General features: G+C 69.6%; 13 protein-coding genes and 1 pseudogene. 5 read left to right on the forward strand and 9 right to left on the reverse strand.

Annotated features, from left to right (window positions below; translation table 11 throughout):
- Positions 1-162: 162 nt before the first annotated feature.
- The 3 genes and pseudogenes from ABT001_RS29335 to argJ form a co-directional block, all read right to left on the reverse strand.
- Positions 163-1,360: pseudogene (locus tag ABT001_RS29335) on the reverse strand (acetylornithine transaminase).
- Positions 1,357-2,235, reverse strand: a complete 879-nt coding sequence (gene argB, locus ABT001_RS29340; RefSeq protein WP_351283612.1) for an acetylglutamate kinase — start codon at positions 2,233-2,235, stop codon at positions 1,357-1,359. Before argB ends, ABT001_RS29335 begins: the two are co-directional and overlap by 4 nt.
- Positions 2,232-3,386 carry a bifunctional glutamate N-acetyltransferase/amino-acid acetyltransferase ArgJ gene (argJ, locus tag ABT001_RS29345; RefSeq protein WP_351283615.1) on the reverse strand — a complete coding sequence of 385 codons (1,155 nt, stop codon included), beginning with the start codon at positions 3,384-3,386 and terminating at the stop codon, positions 2,232-2,234. Before argJ ends, argB begins: the two co-directional genes overlap by 4 nt.
- Positions 3,387-3,709: 323 nt before the next feature.
- On the opposite strand from argJ, the gene ABT001_RS29350 reads away from it, so the two are divergent.
- Positions 3,710-4,354 (forward strand): FMN-binding negative transcriptional regulator, encoded by a 645-nt coding sequence (locus tag ABT001_RS29350; RefSeq protein ID WP_351283647.1) that lies wholly within the window; start codon positions 3,710-3,712, stop codon positions 4,352-4,354.
- A gap of 127 nt (positions 4,355-4,481) precedes the next feature.
- Here ABT001_RS29350 and ABT001_RS29355 read toward each other — a convergent pair whose 3' ends face one another.
- The 6 genes from ABT001_RS29355 to ABT001_RS29380 all read right to left on the reverse strand — a co-directional run bounded on the left by ABT001_RS29355 (position 4,482) and on the right by ABT001_RS29380 (position 11,827).
- Positions 4,482-5,162 (reverse strand): LmbU family transcriptional regulator, encoded by a 681-nt coding sequence (locus ABT001_RS29355; protein ID WP_351283617.1) that lies wholly within the window; start codon positions 5,160-5,162, stop codon positions 4,482-4,484.
- A gap of 786 nt (positions 5,163-5,948) precedes the next feature.
- A complete protein-coding gene (locus ABT001_RS29360) occupies positions 5,949-6,497 on the reverse strand; it encodes a hypothetical protein (protein ID WP_351283620.1) in 549 nt (182 codons plus the stop codon).
- Between the two features lie 190 nt (positions 6,498-6,687).
- Positions 6,688-6,999, reverse strand: coding sequence for a hypothetical protein (locus ABT001_RS29365; protein WP_351283622.1), 312 nt, complete (start codon positions 6,997-6,999; stop codon positions 6,688-6,690).
- A gap of 330 nt (positions 7,000-7,329) precedes the next feature.
- Positions 7,330-10,257, reverse strand: coding sequence for a non-ribosomal peptide synthetase (locus ABT001_RS29370; RefSeq protein WP_351283624.1), 2,928 nt, complete (start codon positions 10,255-10,257; stop codon positions 7,330-7,332).
- A gap of 50 nt (positions 10,258-10,307) precedes the next feature.
- Entirely contained in the window at positions 10,308-11,132 is an 825-nt protein-coding gene (locus tag ABT001_RS29375) for an SDR family oxidoreductase (RefSeq protein ID WP_351283627.1), read from the reverse strand.
- A gap of 26 nt (positions 11,133-11,158) precedes the next feature.
- Positions 11,159-11,827, reverse strand: a complete 669-nt coding sequence (locus tag ABT001_RS29380; RefSeq protein ID WP_351283630.1) for a thioesterase II family protein — start codon at positions 11,825-11,827, stop codon at positions 11,159-11,161.
- Between the two features lie 517 nt (positions 11,828-12,344).
- Between ABT001_RS29380 and ABT001_RS29385 the strand changes: the two genes are divergently transcribed.
- The 4 genes from ABT001_RS29385 to ABT001_RS29400 form a co-directional block, all read left to right on the forward strand.
- Positions 12,345-18,419, forward strand: a complete 6,075-nt coding sequence (locus tag ABT001_RS29385; RefSeq protein WP_351283632.1) for a non-ribosomal peptide synthetase — start codon at positions 12,345-12,347, stop codon at positions 18,417-18,419.
- A 28-nt stretch (positions 18,420-18,447) separates the two neighbouring features.
- Positions 18,448-19,215, forward strand: coding sequence for a thioesterase II family protein (locus ABT001_RS29390; RefSeq protein ID WP_351283635.1), 768 nt, complete (start codon positions 18,448-18,450; stop codon positions 19,213-19,215).
- On the forward strand, positions 19,212-22,994 hold the full coding sequence (locus tag ABT001_RS29395; protein ID WP_351283638.1) for an SDR family NAD(P)-dependent oxidoreductase: 3,783 nt from the start codon (positions 19,212-19,214) through the stop codon (positions 22,992-22,994). Before ABT001_RS29390 ends, ABT001_RS29395 begins: the two co-directional genes overlap by 4 nt.
- A gap of 334 nt (positions 22,995-23,328) precedes the next feature.
- On the forward strand, positions 23,329-26,797 hold a 3,469-nt coding region (locus ABT001_RS29400), incomplete at its 3' end, for a non-ribosomal peptide synthetase (RefSeq protein WP_351283641.1).

Genomic DNA, 26,797 nt, shown 5'->3' on the forward strand with positions numbered 1-26,797 from the left:
GTCGCTGCTCTCAATCAAGCCGTTCATCTGCGTAAATGAGGCCGGATGCGATGGTGCGTCCGAGGTGGCGGCGAGCTCTTCGGCCGGCCGACCTGCGGAGCCGGATGGCGTCAGCGGCTCGATGTTGACGCCAAGAGTGGCGCCATGGCAGCGCTTGGCTGGTCAGGCGCCCCCTTTCGCGTACACCTGGTCCAGTGCGCCCGGCAGCGCCCGGAGGAAGGCCGCGACCTCGTCGTCGGCGATGATCAAGGGCGGGGCAAGGCGGATCACCCCGGGCGTGACGGCGTTCACCAGGAAGCCCGCGTCCTCGAGCGCTCGTTCAGACTCGCGGGCCAGCGGCTCGGTGATCACGACCGCGAGCAGCAGGCCGGCTCCCCGCACAAGATCGACCAGCGGGTGGCCCAGCCCTTCGATGCCCTCTCGTAGGCTCTCGCCCTGCCGCGTGACGCGCGACAGGAGACAGTCGGCCGCGGATGGTGTCGAGGACCGCGAGTGCGGCCGCGCAGGTCACCGGATTGCCCCCGAAGGTCGTGCCGTGAGCCCCGGGTGTCAGGAGACCGGCAGCCGCACCGAAGGCGAGGGTGGCACCGATCGGCAGTCCGCCGCCGAGGCCCTTGCCGAGAGTGACGATGCCCGGCTCCAATCCGTGGGCCCGGTGCTCGAACCAGTGCCCCATGCGGCCGATGCCCGTCTGTACTTCGTCCAGTACGAGCAGCGCTCCAGTCGCGCGGGTGATCTCCCACGCGGCGGCCAGATAGCCCGGCGGCGGTACGACGACGCCGTTCTCGCCCTGGACCGGTTCCAGGACCACCAGTGCCGTGTCGGTGTCGACTGCTGCCCGCAGCGCCTCGGCATCCCCGAACGGCACATGGGTGACCCCGCCCGGCAGCGGCCGGAAAGGGTCTCGTTTCGCGGGCTGCCCCGTGAGCGCGAGCGCGCCCATGGTGCGGCCGTGGAAGGCTCCCTGCGCCGCGACGACGCGACTGCGCCCGGTCAGTCGTCCGATCTTCAATGTGGTCTCGTTCGCCTCGGCACCGGAGTTGGCGAAGAAGACCCGTCCGGGGCGCCCCGACAGCGTCAACAGCCGTTCGGCGAGCCGGACCTGCGGTTCGGTGACGAAGAGATTTGAGACATGGCCGAGCCGGCCGATCTGCTCGCGCACCGCGTCGACCACGGCCGGATGCGCGGTGCCCAGGGCGTTGACCGCGATACCGCCGAGAAAGGCCAGGTACTTCTTGCCGTTGGCGTCCCAGTACACGGCACCCTCGTCGCGTACCAGCGGCACCCGCGGGACCCCGTACGTGTCCATCAGCGACGTCTGCCAGCGCCCGGTGAGCCTGCTGTTCGGCGTACCGCTCATCGCAGCCCTCCTTTCTCGTCCGCCACGACCGTGGTGCCGTACGTCACGTCGGTGAGCAACGCGGTGAGGACCGAATGCCGTACGCGCCCGTCCAGCACCCGCGCCCTGGGCACTCCATGACGTACCGCGTGCAGGCAGGCCCTCATCTTCGGAACCATGCCGTGGGTCAACTCCGGCAGCAGCTTTACGAGTTCGGTGGCCGTCAGGATGCCGATCACCTCCTCGCTGTGCGGCCAGTCTGCGTACAGGCCCTGCACGTCGGTGAGCAGGAGCAGCTCCCGGGCGCCGAGCGCGGTGGCAAGCGCGGCAGCCGCGGTATCGGCGTTGACGTTGTAGACGTGGCCGTCGTCGGCACTCCGGGCGACCGACGAGACCACCGGAATGCGGCCGTCCGCGAGCAGCGCGTTGAGGACGCCGGTGTCCACCTTGCTGATCTCGCCGACTCTCCCGATGTCCAGCGGCTCCCCGTCGACCACCGGCAGATGTCTGACCGCCGTGATGGTGTTCGCGTCCTCACCGGTCATGCCGACTGCGTACGGACCATGACGGTTGATCAGCCCGACCAGTTCGCGCTGTACCCGGCCGGCGAGCACCATCCGGACCACGTCCATCGCCGGGGAGGTCGTGACCCTCAGTCCTGCCCGGAACTCCGAGGTCAGTCCGTACCGTTCGAGCTCCGCGCTGATCTGCGGACCACCGCCGTGCACGACGACCGGGCTGAACCCGGCGTCGCGCACCCGCACGACGTCGTGGGTGAAGGACGCCTTCAGCTCGTCGTCCACCATGGCGTTGCCGCCGAGTTTGACGATGACTGTCCGCTCATGTGCGGCGGCCTGCCGGCCATCGGCGGCGGCGCTGTGCCGGGGTGTGCTCATGAGGAGTACGCGCTGTTCTCGTGGACGTACGCGGCGGTCAGGTCGTTGGTCCAGATGGTCGCCGCATCGTCTCCCGCCGCGAGGTCGGCGGTGATGACGACCTCCCGCCGGCGCATGTCCACCGTGTCGCGGTCCTCACCGATCGATCCGCCCCTGCACACCCAGACCCCATTGACAGCGACATTCAGCCGGTCCGGCTCGAAGGCGGCGGAGGTGGTGCCGATCGCGGCGAGCACCCGGCCCCAGTTGGGATCCTCGCCGTGCAGGGCGCACTTGAGCAGGTTGTTGCGCGCTATGGACCGGCCGACCTCGACGGCATCGTCCTCCGAGGCCGCGTGGACGATGTCGATCCGGATGTCCTTGGAGGCGCCTTCGGCATCGGCGACGAGCTGCCGCGCGAGATCCTCGCAGACTGATTGCACGGCTGCCGCGAACCCCTCGTACGCGGGCTCGACCCCGGACGCGCCGGAGGCGAGTAGCAGCACGGTGTCGTTGGTGGACATGCAGCCGTCGGAGTCGACGCGGTCGAAGGTGGTACGGGTCGCCGCGCGAAGGGCGCGGCCGAGGTTCTCGCCGTCGACGTGCGCGTCGGTGGTGATGACGACCAGCATGGTGGCGAGACCGGGTGCGAGCATGCCCGCCCCCTTTGCCATGCCCCCGACGATCCAACCGTCACCCTCGGCCACGGCGGTCTTGTGCACGCTGTCGGTGGTCCTGATGGCGATCGCGGCCGTCTCTCCACCGTCCGCGGAGAGGTCTGCGGCTGCCTTCTCGACTCCCGTCAACACCCTGTCCATCGGCAGTCGGACACCGATGAGCCCGGTGGACAGGACGGCGACATCGGCCGCGTCATGGCCGTCGAGAACGCCGGCCGCCTTCTCCGCGGTGGCCCTCACGTCCTCCAGGCCGTCCGGTCCCGTACAGGCGTTGGCGCCACCGGAGTTGAGTACGACAGCGCTCAAGGCGCCATTCGCGATGACGCGTTCGCACCACACCACCGGCGCCGCCTTCACCCGGTTGGAAGTGAGGACGCCGGCCGCCGTCGTGAGCGGGCCGCTGTTCACTACCAGCGCCAGATCCGGGCCGCCGCCGGCCTTGATCCCCGCGGCGACCCCCGCCGCCGAGAACCCGCGTGCTGCGGTGACACTCATGGTGCAACTCCTCCGGTGAAAGGCCACAGTTGGTTGGCGGAGCACCCGTGCGCGTGACACGAATGTCAATTTGAAAGATGTCGTCGGACAGCTCACTTGCCGTGCCAAGGCAATTCAGTATTACGCCGAATAACTCCGGTGCGCCATACCGGGTGGGGCGGAGACGGGGCGTCGGGGGACTTGGGAACATGGGGCGTTGTCCCGCCGACAGGACAGCGGTGCGAAGGTTCCCGGCATCTTGACTTTGATACTCAGGGCACTGATAGCGTCCCTGAAATGAAGCCATGCCTTGCGTGTCTGATCACCGAAAGGGCGAGTTTCGCATGTTCGTTCCGAGGCAATATCGCGAACCGGATGCTTCGTGGATGGTCGATTTGCTCCGCAATAATCCGCTGGCGCTGATGGTGAGTAATGGAGATGCCGCCGCCGCGCCGTTCGCCACGCATCTTCCCGTCATACCGGACCCTGCGATGGCCGATGAATGGTCCGCCGATCTTTCGGGCGCCACACTACTGGGGCACATGAATAGGGGAAATCCCCATTGGAAGGCCCTGGAAACCGGTGACGTTGTCCTGCTGATATTCACCGGTCCGCACGCCTATGTCTCGCCCACGGTGTACGAGGTGACACCGGCCGCGCCGACGTGGAACTTCACCTCGGTGCATGTGCGCGGTGTGGTGGAGAAAATCGATTCCGCGGAAGAGACCCTGGAAGTGGTCCAGTCCACCGTCCGTGCGTTCGAGGCCGATTTCGGTGACGACTGGGACATGACCGAATCGCTCGGCTACTTCCGCAGGATCGTGCCCGCTGTCGGGGCGTTCCGGCTTACGGTGTCGGGGGCCGAGGGCATGTTCAAGCTCAGTCAGGAGCAGAAGCCGGAGGTCCGCGAGCGTGTGCAGAAGGCGTTCAGCGGGCGGGAGTGCGGCCGCCACCGGGAGACGGCCTCGTTCATGAGCCGGTTGCCGTGACGGCTGTGGTCCCTGAGAGTTGTGGCAACGGCCAGGGCCCGAACTCCGTCAGGAGTGCGGGCCCTGTGCGTCATGTCGTCCTGTCCGGCTCCGGCAGGGGTGTTTCCCCGTCGGTCGGCTCGCCGGGTCAGGCGCTGAGGCCTGCTTGTTCCTCCGTTTCCTCCAAGGCTCGTTCGGCCGCGTTGTCGAGCGTGGCGAGCACCCATTGCTCGAAGTCGATTCCCGACTGTTCCGCGGCCTTGTGCCACCACTGGAGCCGATTTCCCGGTACGGCGAGCTGCCGGGTGGCTTCGACCTGCTTTCCCTGGTTCCGCTCGTCCTCACGGGCCAGACGGATGGCATTGCGCAACTGCTTCGTGGTCCACCCCGTCTGCTCGGCCCGGTCGAGCCACAGGTCCTGTTCCCCGACCGACAGAGAGGCGAGTTCCGCGTGGTGCTGGAAGGTGAGTCCCGGTCGACGGCGGTCTAACTCGAAGCGCCGCGAGACCCACGCGTAGTTGCGCAGCGTCTGATACTGCAAACCGGCAGCGCGGATTCCGCGCTGGTACCGGTCGGTGTAGTGATCCTTCCCGTAGGCCAGCCAGTCACCGAGCCACCAGGACGAGGAATTCACTATTCCGGAGAGCTGCCTGCCGGCACGTTCCCAGTCGTCGAACGTCAGTCCGGCGGGGATCTGTAGCCCCACGTTGGTCGTGAGCACCTGACTGCGCGGCCCGTCGCCGCTGGCTCTTCGCTGCCGTGGCCGACCGTCCGGGTTCTTGCGGAACAGCACGACCTTGGACCCGTCGAGGTCGCAAGCGTGATTCATCATCATGCCTCCATGTGCATGTACGTCCATTGGGCGAGGGCATATCAGCCCGCTCCCGAACGGGAGCAGATACAGAGGGATCTGACATTGGTAGCTGGAATCGGCGGAGTACCGATCACCATCGCGCACGGCGATGCGGAACTGGGAGTTCAATTTGTTGCCAAACCGTCGGGCGATGGCCCTCTCCGGCCGTTCGCCGAATCTGATCGCCCCTGTTACAGCCAGCGGCTGACCGACGGGCGCGGGCGCGGACTGAGTCTCGCGTCCGGCCTGCGGATCGCCGTCACGGGGCGCAGCGATCGACCGTCCATGGCATGGGAAATAGCTGCCGCTCGGCATGTGCTTCGAGTCTGTGGGGGCATCGCTCGGGTCGGCATGTGCAGGAAAGTGCCCAGCCACCGGTCGCCCCGTACGCCTTGACCACAAGTCCCCCTAGACCTGGCAGTTGCCGACGAGTGTCCCTGCCGACAGCGAGAGGATCCCGAACGATCCTCTTCCAAGGTCGTCAAGTAGAACCCGGGATCGACAGAAGATTCAAGGAGCAAGTCGCCGCCGGGCGTGAATTTTCGGAGACCGAAGAGGGCAGCACTCCTTATCGGAGGATTAGGTTCCGTTAGATTTCACGGAATGGGTGCGAGCTGCCGCCCGGTTCCGGCCAGAGAAAGAAATTATTCGGCCAACTGCTCCCGTATGCACGAGTTGCCCCGGGTGGAGAAGTCGGAAAGGTCCTGTTGCGGAACGAGCAGAATGTATCCGGCGTGGTAGTGAGGCGCTCGCCTCGCGAAATCAATTCACCCAGCCGGTGTAGCTCTGGCCGCCCTGCGGAGTTCGCCGTTCGGGACGGCGGGCGGGCTCGTCATAGGTCAGCATGGCGGAGGCCGCCCTGACCAGCCAGGCGTTGACCGACAGGCCTTCGCGGCCCGCGGCCTCCTCGATCCGAGCCTTCAACTGCTCGGGCGGCCGGAAGTTGATGCGGGACGTGGCACCTTCCTTGGCGCCAGGCGCGGGAGGTGGGGCGGCTGGGAGCGTCGGAAGGGCGCCATTGCGTGAGCGCGCGAAGTCGTCCTCGGCGTCGGTGGCGGCGTACTCGGACGGCGGCAGCGTGACGACGAAGCTGGGGTCCAGTCCGCGGAGCCGGACCTCGACGGCGCCCGGAGCCAACTCACGGGTGATCTCGTCCGCGGCGGCCGACAATGCGTCGAGCAGAACCAGCCGGACGGCGGAGGACAGTGGCGCGACCAGACGTTCGGCGAGTTCGCGTGACTGAGCGTCCCCCGACTCCACCGCGGCGATCAGCTCCTGCCGCAGATTGTCGACATACCGCATGAGTTCCATGGCGACATCCTCACGCTGACGTGGCGCGATGTGCAAGTCCCGTCCGCTGTGGTGATCACCGGACCCCAGCGGGGCGACCGAGCGCGCGGGAGCCGGGCGGGCCACAGGTCGGGCCGGTGCGAAGCAACCGCGCCGGCCCGCCCTGTGGCCCCAGGTGCCCATGCGTCCTGGGGTGCGTTCGAAATGCTGGTCACAGCGAGTCGTTGTAGTAGGCCGTGTCGGGCTTCGGCGGCCGGCGATGCCGCGCTTGCGCAGACAGGCGCGGTTCGCGCGGGAGCCGTATGCCCTGTCGGCGCGAACCCTGTCCGGTCGGGCGCCGCGGGCGGCCCGGCCCGGTCCTGGGCACCCGGATACGCCCCACGACCACCCACGACCACCTGGAACTATGGGCGTCACCGCGCTGCCCGAGCGTGATCAACAGTGACGTCGTCTCCTGGTCCTGCTCGGGCTCGGTGAAGACACCGCCCGGCGGCTCGACCCGCAGCTCCGCTTTCGCGGGCACCCACCGCATGCCGGTGGGCGCGGGCGACGGTCCGGTCCACCGAGACGTCCCAGTGTGATCAGCCCCTCGGTATCGGGCCGGGCGTGCAGTCGCCCGAAGCTGCAGTGCCAGGTGCCGTCCCGCTGCCGACGCAGGTCCCGGGCAACCGCGACGATCGGCGGCAGCTCCGGCCCCGCGCACGCCAGCACAATCTGTGCGCGCAGGGCCAGGGCCTGGGCCTGCCGCCCCACACGTCCACCGCTTCGACGTCGCGGGGCCCGAGGAACTGACGCGCCGGCGACAGAAGTCACACCACACCTGACGATCAACTACTGGTGCCGGACACCAGTGCTATGCGAGCGGTGCCCCGTTCCCGCTCGGTACGGCGCTGTCCCGCACCCCTTCGACGAGGCTGATGAACTGGCCGGCGGTCGAGTTGGCGTAGAAGTCTCGGAGCCCGATCCTGGGCAGCCCGCGCTCGCGCATCGTGGTGAGGACGTGGACCACGAGCAGGGAATTGCCGCCGAGTTCGAAGAAGTTGTCGTCGCGGCCCACGTCCGTCTTCAGGCTCTGCCGCCAGATGCTCAGGATCTCCTCGCCCACGCCGCCGGACGGTGCACCGGTTCTCTCCTCGGTCAGGCGCCCGTGGACCGCGGACCCGGCGGGAGCGGGGGGCGGGAGCTGCGGCACGTCCGGTTTGCCGTTGGCGGTGAGCGGAACGGCGTCGATCTCGGTGAGCGTGGACGGAATCATGTAGTCCGGCAGGATGCGGCGGGCGTTGTCGAGCACCTGCCGGGTGCCGGTGTCCCGCGCGCGGTCCGGGTCGAGTACGACATACGCGTCGATTCGGCTGCCCGCGGCGTCGCCGGGAGGTGCCTGACCGACGACCACGACCGCAGCGGTCACGGCCGGGTCGCCAGCCAGCACCGACCGGATCTCGTCCAGCTCGATGCGGTGGCCGCGGATCTTGACCTGGTTGTCGAGGCGGCCGAGATGGTCGAGCAGCCCGTCCGGCCGCAGCCGCCCCTTGTCACCGCTGCGGTACAGGCGTTCACCGGTTTCCTCGTCGATGACGAACCGCTGCGCAGTCAGCTCCGGCCGGCCGAGGTAGCCGTCCGCCACGCCCGCCCCGCCGACATGGATCTCCCCGGCCGCACCCGGGGGGAGGACACGTCCCCTTGTGTCCCGTACCGACAGTGACCAGCCGGGCAGTGCACGGCCGACCGAGCGGGACCCGGCGACGACATCGGCCGGGGTGATCGTCTTTGCGGTCACATGGACCGTGGTCTCCGTGATGCCGAACATGTTCACCACCCGGCACCAAGTGGGCGAGTGCCGGGCGAACCACGGGGCGAGCAACTGCACGTCGAGTGGTTCGCCGCCGAAGATCAGCAGCCGTACGGACAGTTCGGCCGTCGCCGACTGGTCCGCGCGTACGAGCTGGGCGAAGGCGGACGGGGTCTGGTTGAGCACGGTGACCCGTTGTTCGGCGAGCAGCCGGTGGAACTCGTCGGTGTCCCGTGCCGTCCAGTACGAGACGATGACGAGCCGCCCCCCGGTGAGCAGGCAGCCCCAGATCTCCCACACCGAGAAGTCGAAAGCACTCGAATGGAAGAGAGTCCAGACATCGTCGGGGCCCAGCGCGAAGTCCGTGGAGGTGGCTTCGAGGAGGGCGGTCACGTTCCGGTGGGGGACGACCACGCCTTTCGGGCGGCCGGTCGACCCCGATGTGTAGATCACGTAGGCGGCGTCGTCCGGACTTGCGTCCCGCTCGGCCTCCGTGGCTTCGAGGAGGTCGCCGTGTTTGCCCAGTTCGTCGAGACCGATGACACGAACATCCGGAATGTCGGGAAACTGTGCGGCATCACCGATGACGACGGGGAGCCGGGCGTCGTCGACGATGTACGTCAGCCGGTCGGCCGGATAGCGGAAGTCCATCGGTACGTAGGCGCAGCCCGCCTTCAGGATGCCGAGGAGTGCCACGACGAGGGGAGCGCCGCGGTCCAGGCAGACGCCGACCCTGGTCGCGGGAGTGATGTCGAGGTTGCGCAGTCCCGCCGCCACGGCGTCGGCGCGCTCACTGAGTTGACGGTACGTCAGCTCACCGTCCTCGTCGACGAGAGCCACCGCATCGGGGAAGCGGTTGGCCACGTCCTCGAAGCGACGGTCCATCCGCCCGCCCTCGCCGAGCCGGCGGTCCGCACCGCCCAGCCTCAGAACCTCCGCCGTCGCCTGCGGGGTCATCAGGGGTACGTTCGTGAGGGCCGACTGGTCGGCTTCCTCCGCCGTCAGCGCGGCGAGCCGCTCCACGGATGCGCAGAACATCTCGGCCACGTGCGGCGAGACCATGCCCTCATCGAACCAGGCCGAGGCCTCGACCGTGCCGTCGGACCGCTCCGTGCAGTGCACGGTGAGCGGGAAGACCGGCGCCAAGCCGGCCACATACATATGGTCGTCCGCGCCGAACTCCACAAGACCGACTGCGGGCAGCTCCGGCCCCACCGGGGAGGGCGGTGTCCCGTCCAGCAGCGCGAGCAGATGGGCGGGCCCCTGCTCCTCGTCGATCTCCCCGACCCGCAGCAGAGCGACTGTGCCGCCGGATTCCGTGTCGAAATGTCCGACCTCGACAGTCCCTTCCCCCCGGTACCTGGCCGTGGTCAGGGCGACGGCGCCCAGCAGCAGCCTGCCGCTCACTGCGCCGCGCGGCAGGGCGAGCCGACGGCCGGTGACGATCCCGCGGCGGCCCGGACCGCCCAGTCCCCAGTCGACCGGGGCCCATGGCGCGGACGGTGTTGCCACCGCATCGGTGACGGGGAACGGCACGCTCTCGGCCCGACCGACGCCGGACAGGGCGACTTTGGCCAGTCGGCCAAGTGCGGTGCGCGCGACCCGTCGGCGGTCGGCGACGAGTACGAGATGCGCAGTGCCGTCGGTGTACCGCAGCAGGACGGCGCGTACGGGGAACGGATCGTCACGAACCGGCCGGAGTGCTTCCTTCCGTAACCGTTCTCGCGCCGTCGGGGAGTCCTGCGATGTCGGCACCGCCGTCTCCCACAGCTCCACCGTCCGGGAGTCGCCCCACTGCCGAGCCGCCTCGTCCAGGCGCCGGCGAACCGCCGTGCCGTCCACCGGCGTCGGCAACGCCGCGATCAGAGCGTGGCAGTCGCGTCCTCGTTCGGGCAGGCGCTGCTGAAACGGCAGCACGGCGTGTCCTCGCCCGCCTGCCGCAAGTGCGTTGAGCTTGACGCCATCGGCCGTGTTCTCGGTGTGTGTCGCCATGGTCCGGTCTCCTGCCGGTGTCGTAGCGGTCTCGTGGTCCGGAGACGCGCTCACCTGCTGGTGAATCCTCCGTCGACGGTGATCACCGAGCCGGTGACCTGCCGGGAGTCGTCACCGGCCAGCCAGGTGGCGGCACCCGCGATGTCGGAGGATTCGATGAGCGCGTTCATCGGCTGGTCGCGCAGGAAGAGGTCCTCGTACTCCCCGGTCGGGACATCGAGCGAGCGCGCGATCTCCACCAGCATGCGGCCCTCTACCAGCGGGTTGTCGCGCACCGAGCCGGGGCAGAGTGCGTTGACCCGGACCCGGTGCGGTGCGTAGTCCAGCGCCGCTGCCTTCGTGAGGCCGATGAGGCCGTGCTTGGCGGTGACGTAACCGCTGAAGTTGCGGTAGCCGACCAGGCCGGCCGTCGACGAGATGTTGATGATGCTGCCGGACTTCTGCTCGACCATCGCCGGCGCGACCGCCTTGATCATTCTCCAGGCGCCCGAAAGGTCGACGTTGAGCATGAGTGACCAGTCGGGCTCACTGATCTCATGGAGGACCACACCCGACGGCGCCGCTATGCCTGCGTTGTTGACGAGAACGTCGACGGTGCGGAACCGGGCCAGGGCCCCCTTGACGGCGGTCTCGACCTGCGCCGTTTCGCGCACGTCGACCGCGGCGGCGACCACGGCGCTGCCCCGCTGCTCGCACAGCTCCGTCGTGTGGTCCAACTGGCTCCGACTGCCGAGCGGATACCCCACACCCTCGAGATCGTCCGCGATGTCGAGGAGCACCAGATCGGCGCCCTCGTCCGCGAACCGGACGGCGCACTCCCGGCCGAGACCGCGGGCCGCTCCCGTGATCACGACGGTCTTTCCTTCCAGCAACATGCCCATGGCTCCCTGCCCCGTTTCGTTCAGCTCCCGGCGACGATGTGCAGCAGCGCCTCGGCCGAGTCGGCCAGATACATGTGTCCGCCCGGCAGTTCGACGTACCGGAACTCGGCCCGGGTGGTCTCGCGCCATTGCTGTGCATGCTCCCTGGAGACCAGGGCGTCGTGCTCACCCCGCAGCGAGGTCACCGGGACGGCGAGGGGTTCGTTCGAGGACGGCTTGTAGTTCTCGTGCATGGCCACGTCCGCGCGGAGCACGGGCAGCAGCAGCTCCCTCAGATCAGGATTGTCGAACGCCGCGTGCCGGTATCCGGCGAACTCCTGCACCCGCTCGACGAATTCGTCGTCGTTTAGACCCGTCGCCCTGGAGTCGCGTCCGTTCCAGGGGCCGGGCGAGCCGCTCACATAGAGATGCGTGGGTCCCGGGTGGCCGAGCCGCAGGAGTTCACGCGCGATTTCATAGCACAGAACGGCGCCCAGGCTGTGGCCGAAGAGTCCGAAGGCCGGCATTTCCGCGGTGATCTCAGCAATCCGCGGTGCTAGTTGCCCGGCCGCGTCGATCGCGTCGGTGAATGGCTCGTCGAGAAAAAGCTCTTCGCGTCCCGGCAGTTGTACTGGAAGCACCTTGATTTCCTGCCCCGAGACTTCCGTCCATGCGCGGTAGAACCCAGCGCCGCTGCCGGCAAAGGGCAAGCAAACCAGCGGAAAGGGATGTGACAGCAATGGTTTCCCCGTTCTTTCTCGAGCTGTTGACTGCGGACGGCCCGGGCGGTGCCGCCCTGAGTAGAAGCGGGCCCTTGTCCCGTCGACAGGACGGCAGTGGGCAGGCAGGTGAGGGAGATCCGGGCTGTTCAGGGTCGGTGTCCACCGGCAATCGGCGTGAACTCGAATAGCCCGAAGGGCATAGCCTCGCCCGCCACACCGTAAGCGGATTCAGGTGTCCTGTCGACGGGACGCCATGCCATCGCGGACATGATGTCCGGGGACTGCTTCATGCTTGACCCGGCAGCCCGCAGGTATGAAGGTGTGGGAAGTCCTGGGATTGAACGACGCGCCTCAGCAATTCATCGGCGGTACGACCAGAGACTTTTCCTGTCCGGCAATTCAGGCCGTGGGGCAGGTGGCGTTGTGAACGGTTTTCCGATCCGCTTGTTCGCGTGGGGTGATGGATGTGCATGATCCGTTAGAGCGGGACCGGTCGCTGACGGCGGTGAACGATACGGTCGAACGGATCCACGACGCGACAGTCACCGCGTTGTTCGAGCAGCAGGTCCGACTGACCCCGGATGCGATCGCGGTGGTGTCCGGCGACATCGCGCTGACCTATGGAGAAGTCGACGCCAGGGCTGAGCGGTTGGCGCACGGCCTGGTCCGGCGCGGCGTCGGCCCCGAGTCGGTGGTCGCGGTCGCGCTGCCCCGGTCCCCCGATTCGGTCGTGGCCCTGCTGGGCGTACTGAAGGCCGGTGCCGCGTATCTGCCGATGGACTCCGACTATCCGGCCGAGCGGGTCGAGTTCATGCTCCGTGACGCGCGGCCGGTCCTCCTGCTGACCACGGCCGGCGCGACGGCGGACCTGCCCGGTTCCTGCCCCGCCGTGGCGATGGAGGACCTGGACGAGCCGGGAGAAGGGGTCCGTGCATCGGAGACCCGCCGTACGGAGCACCCGTCGGGGCTCGCGTACGTGATCTACACATCCGGATCGACCGGTACCCCCAAGGGCATCGGTGTCACCCACCGTGACGTGGTGGGGCTGGCGACGGACCGCCGTTGGCACGGCGGCGCGCACGAACGGGTGCTGCTGCACTCGCCGCTGGCCTTCGACGCCTCCGTCTACGAACTGTGGGTGCCGCTCCTGAACGGCGGCCGGGTCGTCGTGGACCTGTCCACGGACCTGACTCCCGACGTACTGGCGGAGCAGGTGGCACGCCATGGTGTCACCGCGGTCTGGCTCACGAGTGCGCTGTTCAACCTCCTGGTCGAGGAGGACGTACGCTGCCTGACCGGGCTCCGGGAGGTGTGGGTCGGCGGCGACCGCGTCTCACCGCCCGCGGTGAGACGGGCCATCGCGGCCTGCCCGGGCACGGCGTTCGTGAACGGCTACGGGCCCACGGAGACCACGGTCTTCGCCACGAGCCACCGTGTCGATCCCGCCGGGCCGCCGGCCGCGGACGTTCCCATCGGACGCCCCCTGGAAGCCATGCGCGGCTATGTGCTCGACGCCCAGCTGCGGCCCGTCGCACCGGACACGCCGGGTGAGCTGTATGTCGTGGGTACGGGAGTGGCGCGCGGTTATCTGCACCGGTCGGCGCAGACCTCGGAGCGATTCATCGCCTGCCCCTTCGGCCCGGCCGGTGAGCGCATGTACCGGACCGGGGACCTGGTGATACGCAACGCCGACTGCGATCTCGTCTATCAGGGCCGCGCGGACGCACAGGTGAAGGTGCGCGGCTTCCGGATCGAACCGGGGGAGATCGAGACGGCGCTGCTGGCGCATGCGGCGGTGGCGCACGCCGCCGTGATCACCCGCGAGGACGGCGGCGCCGGCGCGGCCAAGCAGCTGATCGGCTACGTGGTGCCCGCCCAGGAGCACGGGACCGTGCTGGACATCGCCGCCCTGCCGGCCGAGCTGCGGGAGTTCCTGGCGGAGCGACTGCCGGAGTTCATGGTCCCCGCGGCCCTCGTCGTCCTCGACCGGCTGCCGCTGACCGCGAACGGCAAGCTGGACCGTGCGGCGCTGCCGGCACCCGCGTTCACGGGCGCGGACTACCGGGCACCGCGGCAGTCCGACGAGGAGATCCTGGCGGGGGTCTTCGCTGAGGTGCTCGGCCGAGCCCGCGTCGGCATCGACGACGACTTCTTCACCCTCGGCGGCGACAGCATCCAGTCCATCCAGGTGGTGTCACGGGCCCGGGCCCAGGGTGTGCTCGTCAGCTCTCGGGAGATCTTTCAGCACCGGACAGTGGCCCGGCTGGCCGAGGCCGCTGGCGCCAACGCGTTGGCGGGCCGCGGACCGGTACTGGCCGAGCTCGGCGGCGGCGGGGTGGGGCGGCTGCCGCTGATGCCGGTGTCGCACTGGATCCAGGAGGCCGGACCGGGCTTCGACCGTCTGCTGCAGGCGGTGGTCCTGGAACTGCCCGACGGCATCGACCGCGACGAACTGGCCGCGACCCTCACCGCCGTGCTCGACCGGCACGACCTGCTGCGCGCGAGGCTGCTGCCCGACGGGATGCTCGTCGGGCCGCCGGGCTCGGTGGACGTGGAACCGTTGATCCGGACGGTCGTCTGCGAGGGACAGTGGACCGGCGAGTCCTGGCGGGGCCTGCTCGTGAAGGAACTGGACGCGCTGGCGGGGCGGTTGGACCCGGCGGCGGGGACCGTGGCGCAGTTCGTGTGGTTCCAGCCACCGGCCGGGCCCGGCCGGCTGCTGGTCGGTCTCCACCACATGGTGATCGACGGAGTGTCGTGGCGGATTCTGATGCCCGATCTTGCGGCTGCCTGGCGGGCTGTACGGGCAGGGGACACCCCCGAGTTGCCGCCGCTCGTGACCTCGGCGCGGCGCTGGGCGCACGCCCTGGCCGACGAGGCGCTGCGCCCGGAGCGGGCGGCGGAGCTGGCGCAGTGGGTCGCGATCGTCGATGGACCGGACCCGGTCCTCGGGACACGCCGGCTCGACCCGGCCGTGGATGTGCAGTCCACGGTGGAGAAGGTGCGGGTGCAACTGCCGGTGCCGGTGACCGAGGCGCTGCTGACCGCGGTGCCCGCTGCCTTCCACGGCGGAGTCAACGACGGCCTCCTCGCCGCACTGGCGCTGGCGGTCGCCCAGTGGCGCCGCGGCAGGGGAGTGGACGAACCCTCGACGCTGCTGAGGCTCGAAGGCCACGGCCGCGAGGAGGACGCCGTGCCCGGCGCGGACCTCTCCCGCACCGTGGGCTGGTTCACGAGCGTGTTCCCGGTGCGCCTGGACCTGGCCGGCATCGATCTCGACGAGGCGTTCGGCGGCGGCCCCGCCGCGGGTGCCGTGCTAAAGGCGGTCAAGGAGCAACTGCTCGCCGTGCCCGGCCGAGGTCTCGGATACGGGCTGCTGCGGTATCTGAACCCCGAGACCTCCGAGGTGCTACGCAAGAACGCGATCGGCCAGGTCGGTTTCAACTACCTCGGCCGCTTCTCGGCCGCCGACATGCCGGAGGAACTGCGCGGCCTCGGCTGGACCCAGACGGTCGAGCTGGCCGAGTTCACCGAACTGGCCGAGCTGGACGCCGGACACGACGCGGCCATGCCCGCGCTGTCCGAGGTGGACATCAACGCGACGGTGACCGACACCCCCGAAGGGCCCCAGCTGAGCGCGGTGTTCGGCGCCCCGGCCGGAGTGCTGTCCCCCGCGGAGGTCCGCGAGCTCGCCGGACTGTGGCAGGACGCACTGGCAGGACTGGCCCGGCACGTCGCCGATCCCGGCGCCGGTGGCCTGACGCCCTCGGACGTGCCGTTGGTCTCCGTCGGGCAGGGTGAGCTGGAGACGTGGGAGTCGCAGTACCCGGGCCTGGTGGACGTCTGGCCGCTGACCCCGCTGCAGTCCGGCCTGCTGCATCACTCGATGCTGGCGGACACCGATGCCGACACCTACCAGGTGCAGCTGGTCTTCGGGTTCGAGGGGGCCGTCGACGCCGCGCGGATGCGGGCCGCGGGGCAGGCCCTGCTCGACCGGCACGCGAGCCTGCGCACCGCCTATGTGCCCAACGCCGCGGGTGACGTCGTACAGCTGGTCGTCGAGCAGGTGGCTCTGCCCTGGCGTGAGATCCAGCTGTCCGACGAGGAGTTCGAGCGTTTCCTCTCCGAGGACCGGGCCGTGCCGTTCGGCACGGCGACGCCCCCACTGATGCGCATGACCCTGGTCCGTATCGGCACCGAACGCACCGAACTGGTCCTCAGCGCGCATCACGTCCTCTTCGACGGCTGGTCCGAACCGCTCCTGCTCCGGGACCTGCTGGGGCTGTACGCCGCGAGCGGCTCCGATGCCCACGCCCTGCCGAAGCCGCGTTCCTTCAAGGACTTCCTCGTCTGGCTCGCCCGGCGCGACCACGAGGAATCGGTCCGGGTACACGCGGGCGCCCTCGAAGGCGTCACCGGGCCGACCCTGCTCGCGTCGGCCGGGACGGCGGACGAGGTCGGCGGTTTCGGTGAACTGGACCTGGAGCTCACTTCCGACGAGGCGCAGGAACTCGCCGTCCGTGCGGCGGAAGCGGGCAGCACGCTCAACAGCGTCGTGCAGGCGGCATGGGCGATCGTCCTCGCCGAACTCACCGGCAGCACCGACGTGCTATTCGGCACCACGGTCTCCGGCCGCCCGCCCGCGCTGGGCGGCGTCGACACCAGTGTCGGACTGTTCATCAATACCGTGCCCGTACGCTACGGATGCGCACCCTGGAAGAGGCTCACCCATGTCGTGACCGAGTTGCAGACCTCGCAGGCCGACCTGCTGGAGCACCACCACTGCGGTCTGGCCGGCATCCACGAGGCGACCGGGTTCGGAGTGCTCTTCGACACCCTCGTCGTCTTCCAGTCCTATCCGTTCGACCATGCGGGAATCGCCGGGGCGAGCGCCGCTGCCGGACTGTCCGTCCCCGCGTTCCGCAACATCGCCGGATCGCACTACCCGTTCGTCGTGATGGCGGAGCAGGACCCTCACCTCCGGCTGCGCCTGCAGTACAAGCACAGCGCCGCTGACCGGGACACGGCGGCTCGTACCGGGGCCAGGCTGCTCCGGGCGCTGCGGGCCTTCCTCGCCGATCCCCAGCGCCGAGTCGGCGAGGTGGAGGTGCTCACGCAGGAGGAACGGACCGCGTCGACGACCGAGCCGCACACTCCCGACGAGCTGATCCCGGTGACGTTCACAAGGCTGACGGAGGAGAATCCGCAAGCGGTCGCGCTCCTCGTCGACGACGTGCCGACCGTCCGGCGGGAGCTGAACTCACGGGCGGACCGCCTCGCAGGTGAACTCGTCCGGGGCGCCCTGGGCCCGGACTCCGTCGTGGCGGTCTGCTGCTCGGACCCGGTGGACCAGGTCATGGCGCTGCTCGCCGTCCTCAAGGCCGGCGCCTGCGCACTGCCCCTCGACCCGAAGGACCCACCGCAGTGGTCGGAGGCGATGCTGCGCGACGCCGAGCCGGCGGCGGTGATCGTCGACAGGGCGGGGGACGGACTGCTGCGCGGAGAACTGCGCCAGATCCAGGTCACCCGCGACGCCGTGGACAGCGCCCCCGCCGACGGCCGTCGGCAACGTCACCTGCTGCCCTCTCACGTGGCTCTCCTCGACTACACACCGGACGCGTCGGCGCAGCCGTACGGCGTGGCGGTCACCCATGGAGGTCTGGCCGCCGATGTCCCCCGCTTCGCGTCCGGGGCACCGCTGGAAGCCGGTCCCGGGACGCGGCCGGCGGACCTTCTGCTCACCCTCTGCGCGGGCCGCACGGTCGAGGTGCGCGAGGGTGCCCCGGAGGTGAACGGCGGACCAGCGGACCGTACCCGCGTCCATGTCCTCAGCCCGTCCCTGGCACCGGCCGCGCCGGGCGCCGTGGGCGAGCTGTACGTGGCCGGGGAGTTCGGGCGCGGTTGCCCGGGACGCGCCGGACTCACCGCGTCGCGGTTCGTCGCGGATCCGTTCGGCGCGGCGGGCTCACGCATGTACCGGACCGGTGTACGTGCCCGGGTCACCGCCGACGGCCGGCCGGAACAGCTCGACGACCCGGGCGCACTGGCCGCACGACGGGCGGTGGAGACCGTTCTGCTGACCCATCCCGACGTGGCCCGGGCCGCGGTGGTCGCGGCTGGGGAGGGAAACGTCGGCTACGTCGTGTCCGCGGGCCGCGTGGAGATCGCCACCGACGAGCTGCGGGCGTTCGTCGCCAGGTTTCTGCCCGACCGTGTCGTGCCGTCCGCGGTCGTGGCCTTGGATCAGCTGCCCACGACGGCGAACGGACGGCTCGACCACAAGCGTCTGCCCGAAGCCCCGGGCGGACCACGCCGGACGGCGGGCAATGAGCGCGAGGAGTTCCTGTCCCGGCTGTTCTCCGACGTCCTCGGACGGGACCAGGTCGGTGTCGACGACGACTTCTTCGCACTGGGCGGAAACTCCCTGCTCGCGACACGGCTGATCGGCCGGATTCGCAACGAGCTCGGGATGGAGGTCTCCATTCGGTCTGTCTTCCACCACTCGACCGTCGCCGAACTGGCCTCGCACTGGGACGACATCGCCACAGCGAGCGGTCCCCGCTTGCGCAAGAGGAGTTAGGAAGCCCCCAGCAATGACCGTACAGAGCATGGAACTTGTCTCCGAGACCCCCTACATCTGGCGCGCCAGGCAACCCGGGAGCCGCCATCGGCTGATCTGCTTCCCGCACGCGGGCGCCGGCGCGACCACATACGCCGAATGGGCCCCGGCACTTCCGGCGGAGATCGAACTGGTCGCCGTGCAACTGCCCGGCCGCCAGAACCGCATCGCCGAGGAGCCATTCACCGAGGTCGGCCCGCTCGTCAGTGTGCTCACCCACGCTCTGCGCCCTGTGCTCAGCGGCTCGTTCTCCTTCTTCGGCCATTCCTGCGGCGCGGCACTCGCCTTCGAACTGGCCAAGGCGCTGCGTGCGCAGGGCCGTCAGGGCCCGGAGCAGCTGTTCCTCTCCGCCCAGTCCGCCCCGGGCGTGACCGGGATCCGGCATCTGCACGACCTTCCCGAGGACGAGTTCCGTGCCGAGATGGTCGGACTCGGAGGCATCGACGAGGAGATCGCCGGCGACGAATTCGTCATGGCCTCCCTCCTCCCGGTCCTCCGTGCCGACTTCGGCCTCTGGGAGCGCCACACCCCGGCTCCGGACGCTCCGCTGGACTGCCCGATCACCGTCCTGGCCGGCGACTCCGACCCCCGGGCGCCGAAGGAGACGGTCGGCGAGTGGAGCAGGCAGACGAACTCCGGATGCAGCACCCACTTCTATCCCGGCGGCCATTTCTACTTCCTGGAGAAGCCGGCAGAAGTGGTCTCCCTCATCGCCGGGAAGATGCTGGCCCCCGCGGCGAACCGGAGGACCGTATGACGGCCCTGGACGCGTTCGGCATTCTCGACGACATCACCGCGGCCGCCCTGGAGGTCCCCGGCGTCGACGACGCGGTCGCCGTGGTGCGCAAGGGAGTACGAGCGGCCGCGCCGCAGCGGGCCACCGAACCGGCGCCGCGGGAGCCGGACCTCACGGACGGAACACCCGCCGACCTCGACGGCGGTCCCCTGACGGTCCCGGACGGCGCACCCACCACGCTGCAGGAGGCCCTGCGCGCGGCGGCCGAACTCGCCCCGGACAAGGGCACGGTCTTCATCACCAAAGGTCATGAAGACGTGCTGCAGACCTATCCCGCATTGCTCGCCGAAGCAGAGCGCGTGCTGGCCGGACTCCGCGCCGCCGGTCTACGTCCCGGCGACGCCGCACTGTTCCAGTTCGACGACAACAAGGCCTACCTCACCGCCTTCTGGGCCTGTGTGCTCGGCGGATTCGTGCCGACACCGGTCGGGGTCGCCACGACGTACCGGGCGCCGAACGAGACCAATCGGAAACTGCACAACGCCTGGAACCTGCTCGGGCAGCCCGTGCTCCTCACCGACGACGCCACTGCGGGTCCGCTCGCCGGGGTCCGGGAGCTCTGGTACGAGCCGGAGGTGCGGATCCTGACCGTCGGCGAGCTGGCCGCCTTCCCGCCCGACACCGCGTGGTTCGAGGCCACCCCCGCATCACCGGTGCTCAACCTCCTCACCTCGGGGAGCACCGGTGTGCCCAAGTGCGTGCACCACACCAACGCGAGCGTCGTCGCCAGATCGCTGGCCGTCGCCGAGCACTGCGGCCTGACCGGTGACGACATCAGCCTGATCTGGATGCCCTTCGACCATGTCACGGTCGCCATGTACAACGTCCGCGACGTGTTTCTGCGGTGTATGCACATCAACGCCAAGATCGAGCACTCCCTGGGTGACCCGCTGCTGTGGCTCGACTGGGTCGACCGCTACCGCGTGACGAACACCTGGGCGCCGAACTTCGCCTTCGCCATGGCCAACGAACATGCCGAGGAGATCCGCACGCGGCGCTCGTGGGACCTGTCCTGCCTGCGCGAGATCACCAACGCCGGCGAACCGGTGGTCGCCTCGACCAGCCACCGGTTCCTGGAGCTGCTGGCACCGCACGGGCTGCCCGCCGACGCGATGCGGCCGGTGTGGGGCATGTCCGAGACCTGCTCGGGAGTCACGTACGCCCGGCAGCACCGCGACGACAAGGCGGCAGGCACCGTCGCCATCGACCCCTCCTCACTGAGCGGGAACATCCGGCACGTCGACCCGCGCGACAAGGACGCCGTGGTGCTCTCCTCGGTGGGACGGCCCATCCCCGGGGTGCGGATCCGCGTCGTGGACGGCGCCGTGGTGCCCGAAGGGCGGCTGGGCGAGCTGCGCATCCGCGGCCTGACGATGATGCACGGCTACTTCGCGAACGACGACGCCAACCGTGAGTCGTACGACGAGGACGGCTGGTTCCGCACCGGTGACCTCGCGTTCGTGCACCACGGGGAGGTCGTGATCGCGGGCCGGAGGAAGGACCAGATCATCGTGCGCGGCATCAACTACATGGCGCACGAGATCGAGAGCGTCGTCGAGCAGGTCGACGGAGTGCGCGTCACCTTCGCGGCTGCCGCCGGCGTGCGTGAGCCCGGCGCGGGCTCCGATCAGCTCGTGGTCTTCTTCGTGCCGCTCCAGTGGGACAGCGACGCGCTCGCCGACACCACCGAGATGGTACGGGCCAGCCTGGTACGCGAGGTCGGTATCGCGCCGGACCTGCTGGTCCCCGTCACCGAGACGGAGTTCCCGAAGACCGGGAGCGGCAAGATCCAACGGGGCGCGCTCGTCGACGGGCTGCGCGCCGGTACCTTCGACGGCCGGGTGGTCGGTACGCGGCCCGAGCAGCAGCAGTTGGACACCTGGCTCTTCAGGCGGCAGTGGGCCGAAGTGCCCCCGGCCGCCGAGACGACGGACGACTCAGGGGTCCTGGTCGTGTTCGGCGAGGACGACGACCTGCGACACCTGGACATCGAGGGGCCGTTCGTCACCGTCCGCCGGGGCGAGACATTCGGCGAGGAGGCGCCCGACCGCTACCGCGTCAGGACGGACGACCGCGCGGAACTGCGGCGCCTGCTCAGGGCGGTGGCCTCGGCACACGGTCCGGTATCGGCCGTCGTCCATGCCCTGCCCCTGACCCCCGGCGGCGACCCCCTCTCCCGGCTGACGGTGGCGACCGCCGAGCTGACCTCCCTGATCGGGGCCCTCGCAGACGCTGAGTCCGGCCGTCCGCTGCTGCTCGTCGTCACCGCGGGCTCGATCCATGTGCGTGACGGGGACAGCGTCGACCTCGGTACCTGCGCCCTGCCCGCACTCGTACGGACCGCCGTCGCGGAGAGCGCGTCCGCTGTCATCCGCCAGCTCGACCTGCCGGCCGACACCGGTGCGTGGACGCAGGCCGTACGCGCCGAACTCGCCGACCGGCACCGCACGGGGATCATCGCCGCACGGCAAGGACGGCGGTGGCAGCCGCGGTTGTCACCCGTCGAGGCGGACGGCGGACCGGACAGCACGGCGCCGCCCGCGGTCACGGGCGGAACCTACCTGGTCACTGGCGGTCTTGGCGGCATCGCACAGGACATCGCGTCCTACCTCGTCGCCGCCTACGGGGCCCGGCTGCTGCTCGTGGGCCGCTCGCCGGCCGACGGCGAGAAGGCCGGCCGGCTCGCCGAACTGGCCGCACTCGGCGATGTCATGTACCAGCAGCTCGATGTAGCCGACGCGGCGGCGCTGGCAGCGGCGGTCGCCGAGGCCGAGGAACGCTGGGGGAGGCCGCTCGACGGCGTACTGCACCTGGCGGGCGCCGACCCGACAGGACAGTGGGCCGACCTCGAACAGCACATGGTCGCCAACGAGTCGGCGGAGAGCTTCGCCGTGCAGTACCGCGCCAAGGTCGCCGGCACACTGGCCGTGGCAGATGTCCTCGCCTCACGCCCGGACGCCTCGCTGGTGCTTTTCGGTTCCGTCAACGGAGAATTCGGCGGGCATTCGTTCGGCGCGTATTCTGCGGCCAACGGTTTCCTTATCGGATTCGCTGACCACTGGCACCACGAACGCCGCCGCGCAGTACATTGTCTGTCCTGGAGCATGTGGGACGGTATAGGAATGAACCGAACGCAGTCGGCCGCCCCGGCCCGCAGCCGTGGATTCCGGTCCATCGAGCCAGACGAGGGATTGCGGCTGTTTCTCGACGCGATCGCCTCGCCCCATCACGGCCTGATCATCGGCCTCGACCTGGCGAATCCGTCGATCATCGACGAATTGGTTCCGGAGCAGTTGCGGGCCAGCGAGATTCTCGTCGCCTACACCGCCGACGGTGTCGAACCGGAGGCCCTGCGTGCGGCCGTCGCACTGACCATACGCGACAGCCCGGTGCCGGTACGTCTGGTCGAAGTGCCGCACATCCCGAGGGACATGAACGGTGCTGTCGACACCGCCCAGCTACTGCTCGACGCCGCCTCCGGCAATGCCGGGCGCCGGTTCACGGCACCCGAGACCGACCTGGAGCGCCGGATCGCGTCCCTCTGGTCGGACTCCCTCAACCGCCCCGAAATCGGCAGGGAGGATTCCTTCTTCGACCTCGGCGGCGATTCGATCCGGGCAACGCGTCTGCTCGCTCTGGTCGATGACGCGTTCGCGATCCGTGTCGCAACACAGGAACTGTACGAGAACCCGACCGTGGCAGGGATGGCGGAGATCATTGCGCGGCAGGAAGTGAACTGACCGACGCGCGGGGCGGCCCGCGGGTGAGCAGCCCCGCTAAGAACCGGTGTCCTGTCGACAGGACATGAGCCGGCGCAGGGCGCTCATCCGCGGTGAATTTGCTTGACCCCGCAGCACGCAGACCGGAAAGTATTCGACGTGGGAATCCCGCTGCCGCCCCTGAAATCAAATATCCGGCGCAGTGTGATGTGGAACGGGAATCCGGCTTGCATTCGTTCGAGCTTCTGAAACCCACGACCGCCGAACTGTCATGCGTGATCGACGCTGAGGCCTGCGCGTGATCGGGCCGCCGTCCATGGCCGCGCAGGATGACCGATCGAGGAGTAGACGCGAAATGATCCCTCTGTCCTTTGCGCAGCGGCGGTTGTGGTTCATCGACCGGTTCGAGGGACCGTCAGCGACGTACAACATCCCGTTCGTCCTGCGTCTGAGCGGGGCGCTGGACGTGGGCGCGCTCTCCGCCGCGCTGCGCGATGTGGTCGCCCGGCACGAGAGCCTGCGCACGCTGTTCGTCGAGGACGGCGACGGCATGCCCGTGCAGGAGGTCCAGCCGGTCGAGGGCCTGCTGTCGGCCGTGCCCGTTGTCGACGTGGGATCCGATGGCATCGACGCCCTGGTGGCCCGTGCGGCCTCCCACCGGTTCGACCTCTCGACCGATATCCCTGTGCAGGCACAGGTGCTGCGCAGCGGACCCGAGGAGCATGTGCTGGTGCTGGTCGTGCACCATGCCGCCGCCGACGGCGAGTCGATGGTGCCGCTGGGGCGGGACCTGGCCACCGCCTACGCGGCCCGTCTGCGGTCCGAGGAGCCGCGGTGGACCGAACTGCCCGTGCAGTACGGCGACTACACGCTGTGGCAGCGGGAGGTGCTCGGCGAGGCCGACGACCCGGGGAGCGTGCTGTCCACCCAGCTCGGCTACTGGCGCGACGAGCTCGCCGGTGCGCCGCAGCAGCTGCGGCTCCCCATGGACCACCCGCGGCCGGCGGAGGCTAGTCACCGCGGCGACGCGGTCGAATTCACCATCGACCGCGAACTCACCGCGGCGGTCGAGGAGCTGGCCCGTTTCCGTGGCCTGACGCTGTCGATGGCGATGCAGTCCGCCCTGGCCGTGCTGCTGCACCACCTGGGCGCCGGCGAGGACATCACGATCGGGTCCACGATCGCCGGACGCACCGACGAAGCGCTGACGGACCTGGTCGGGTTCTTCGTCAACACCTGGGTGCTGCGGACCGACCTGTCGGGCAACCCGTCGCTGGACCAGGTGCTCGAGCGGGTGCAGGACAAGGCGCTGAACGCCTACGACAACCAGGCAGTGCCGTTCGAGCGGCTCGTCGAGGCACTGAACCCCGAGCGCTCCACGGCGTATCACCCGTTCTTCCACGTGATGTTCAGCTGGCAGAGCAGCGCCCACCTCGATCTCGATCTGCCAGGGCTGACCGCGAGGCTCGAGGCCGTTCCCACGCAGACGGCCAAGTTCGACCTGGAGTTCAACTTCGCGGTCGTCGAGCAGGGACTGCGGTGCACCCTGGAGTACGCGACCGACCTCTTCGACCGGGCGACTGTGGCGGAGACCGGTTCGCGCCTCGTACGGGTGCTGCGGCAGCTCGTCGCCGCACCGGACAGGCGGGTCGGCGAGATGGACGTGCTGACACCGGCCGAGAAGGAGATCCTGGCCGGCCGCAACGACACGACGGCCCCGACACCCGCGTCGACCGTTCCCGGACTTTTCGAGCGACAGGCCCGTGTGTCCCCGGACGCGATAGCGGTCGTCTTCGGCGCGCAGGAGCTGACGTACGCGGAAGTCGACGCCCGTGCCAACCGGCTGGCACACGAACTGGTCCGACACGGCGCCGGTCCGGAGAAGCTGGTGGGCCTGGCGGTGCCGCGTTCCGCAGACCTGGTGACCGCGCTGCTGGGAATCCTCAAGTCCGGGGCGGCCTATGTGCCGATCGACCCCCGCTACCCGAGCGCACGCCTCGGCCGCATCCTCTCCGAGGCCCGGCCCCAGGTGGTCCTGACCGATGCGCTCACCGCGGCGGTCCTGCCGGACGACGGCACCCCCCGCGTGCACCTCGACGACATCGACCTGGCGAGCGGCCCCGCTGACGCCCCCGACGTCGCGCTGCGGCCCGACAACCTGGCCTATGTGATGTACACGTCGGGTTCCACCGGGGCGCCGAAGGGCGTCGAGATCACCCATCACGGCGTGGTCAACGGTGTGACCCGGCTGGCGTCGTCCGTCGGCCTGGAGCCCGGATCGCGGATGCTCGCCGGGACGTCGGTCAACTTCGACGTGTCGGTGTTCGAGATCGTCACCACCCTCACCACGGGCGGCACTGTCGAGGTCGCCCGCGACGTGCTCGTCCTGGGGGAGGAGGGAGGCTGGTCGGGCAGCGTGATCAGCACGGTCCCCTCGGTCTTCAGCGAGCTCATCGAGCACATCGCGGGCAAGACCACGGTCGACAGCGTGGTGTTCGCCGGCGAGGCACTGCCGTCGTCACTCGTCCGACGGGTGCGGGACGCGTTCCCGGGCGTACGGGTGATCAATGCGTACGGGCAGAGCGAGAGCTTCTACGCCACCACCTACGTCGCCCCCGCGGAGTCCGGTCCGGCCACCTCCGGCAGCGCGCCGATCGGAGTGCCGCTGGGCAACATGCGGACCTATGTCCTTGGGCCCGGACTGGCTCCGGTGCCTCCGGGCGTGGTAGGGGAGCTGTATGTGGCGGGCGCGGTGGGCCGGGGCTACCGCAGCAGGCCCGGCCTGACGGCGGAGCGTTTCGTGGCCGACCCCTTCGGGCCGGCCGGGGAGCGCATGTACCGCACTGGAGACCTCGCCCGCTGGAACGCCGACGGGCAGCTGGAGTTCGTCGGCCGTGACGACGCGCAGATGAAGGTCAGAGGCTTCCGGATCGAGGCGGGCGAGGTCGAGGCCGCGCTGACCGCTCACTCCGGTGTGGCGCAGGCGGTGGTGACCACGTACGACCGTCCCGGCGGCAAGCAGCTGGTGGGCTATGTGCTCTCCACGGGCGCCGGCGGGGGCACCGTCGAGAGCCTCGGCCAACTCGAGGTCGACCTGACCGCCGGGGTGTCGGTGGCGGAGCTGCGTGCTTTCGTCTCCGAGCGGCTCCCGGAGTTCATGGTCCCGTCCGCCTTCGTGATGCTGGACCAGCTCCCGCTCGCCCCGAACGGCAAGCTGGACCGCGCCGCGCTGCCGGTGCCGGAGTTCACGGGCGAGAGGTACCGGGCGCCGCGCTCCGCGCAGGAGACGGCCCTCGCCGGAGTCTACGCCGAGGTGCTGGGCCTGGACCGGGTCGGGATCGACGACGACTTCTTCGCCGTCGGCGGGGACAGCATCCGCTCCATCCAGGTGGTGTCGCGCGCCCGGGCGCAGGGCGTGGAGGTTACCCCTCGCGAGATCTTCCAGTGCCGGACCGTGGCCGAGCTGGCCGCAGTGGTCGGCGAGCGCGCCGGTGACGCGGTCACGCTGCCGGAGCTCGACGGGGGCGGCGTCGGACGGATGCCGCTGTCGCCGATCGCGCGCTACCTGACTGAACTGGGCGGCGGCATCGGCCGGTTCGCCATGTCCGCCGTGGTGGACCTGCCGGACGGGATCGATGAGGACGGGATCGTCGGCACGTTGGCGGCCGTCCTCGACCGTCACGACGTGCTGCGCTCCCGGCTCGTGAAGGGCGCCATGGAGGTGGACCCGCCGGGGTCCGTCGACGCGGCACGACTGCTTCGCCGTGTTGCGTCCGGTGTGGAGGTGCAGGGGGAGCTGGATGCGGCGGCGGGCCGGCTGGATC

It is taken from the genome of Streptomyces sp. NPDC002793 (genome assembly GCF_040295485.1).
Lineage (GTDB): Bacteria > Actinomycetota > Actinomycetes > Streptomycetales > Streptomycetaceae > Streptomyces.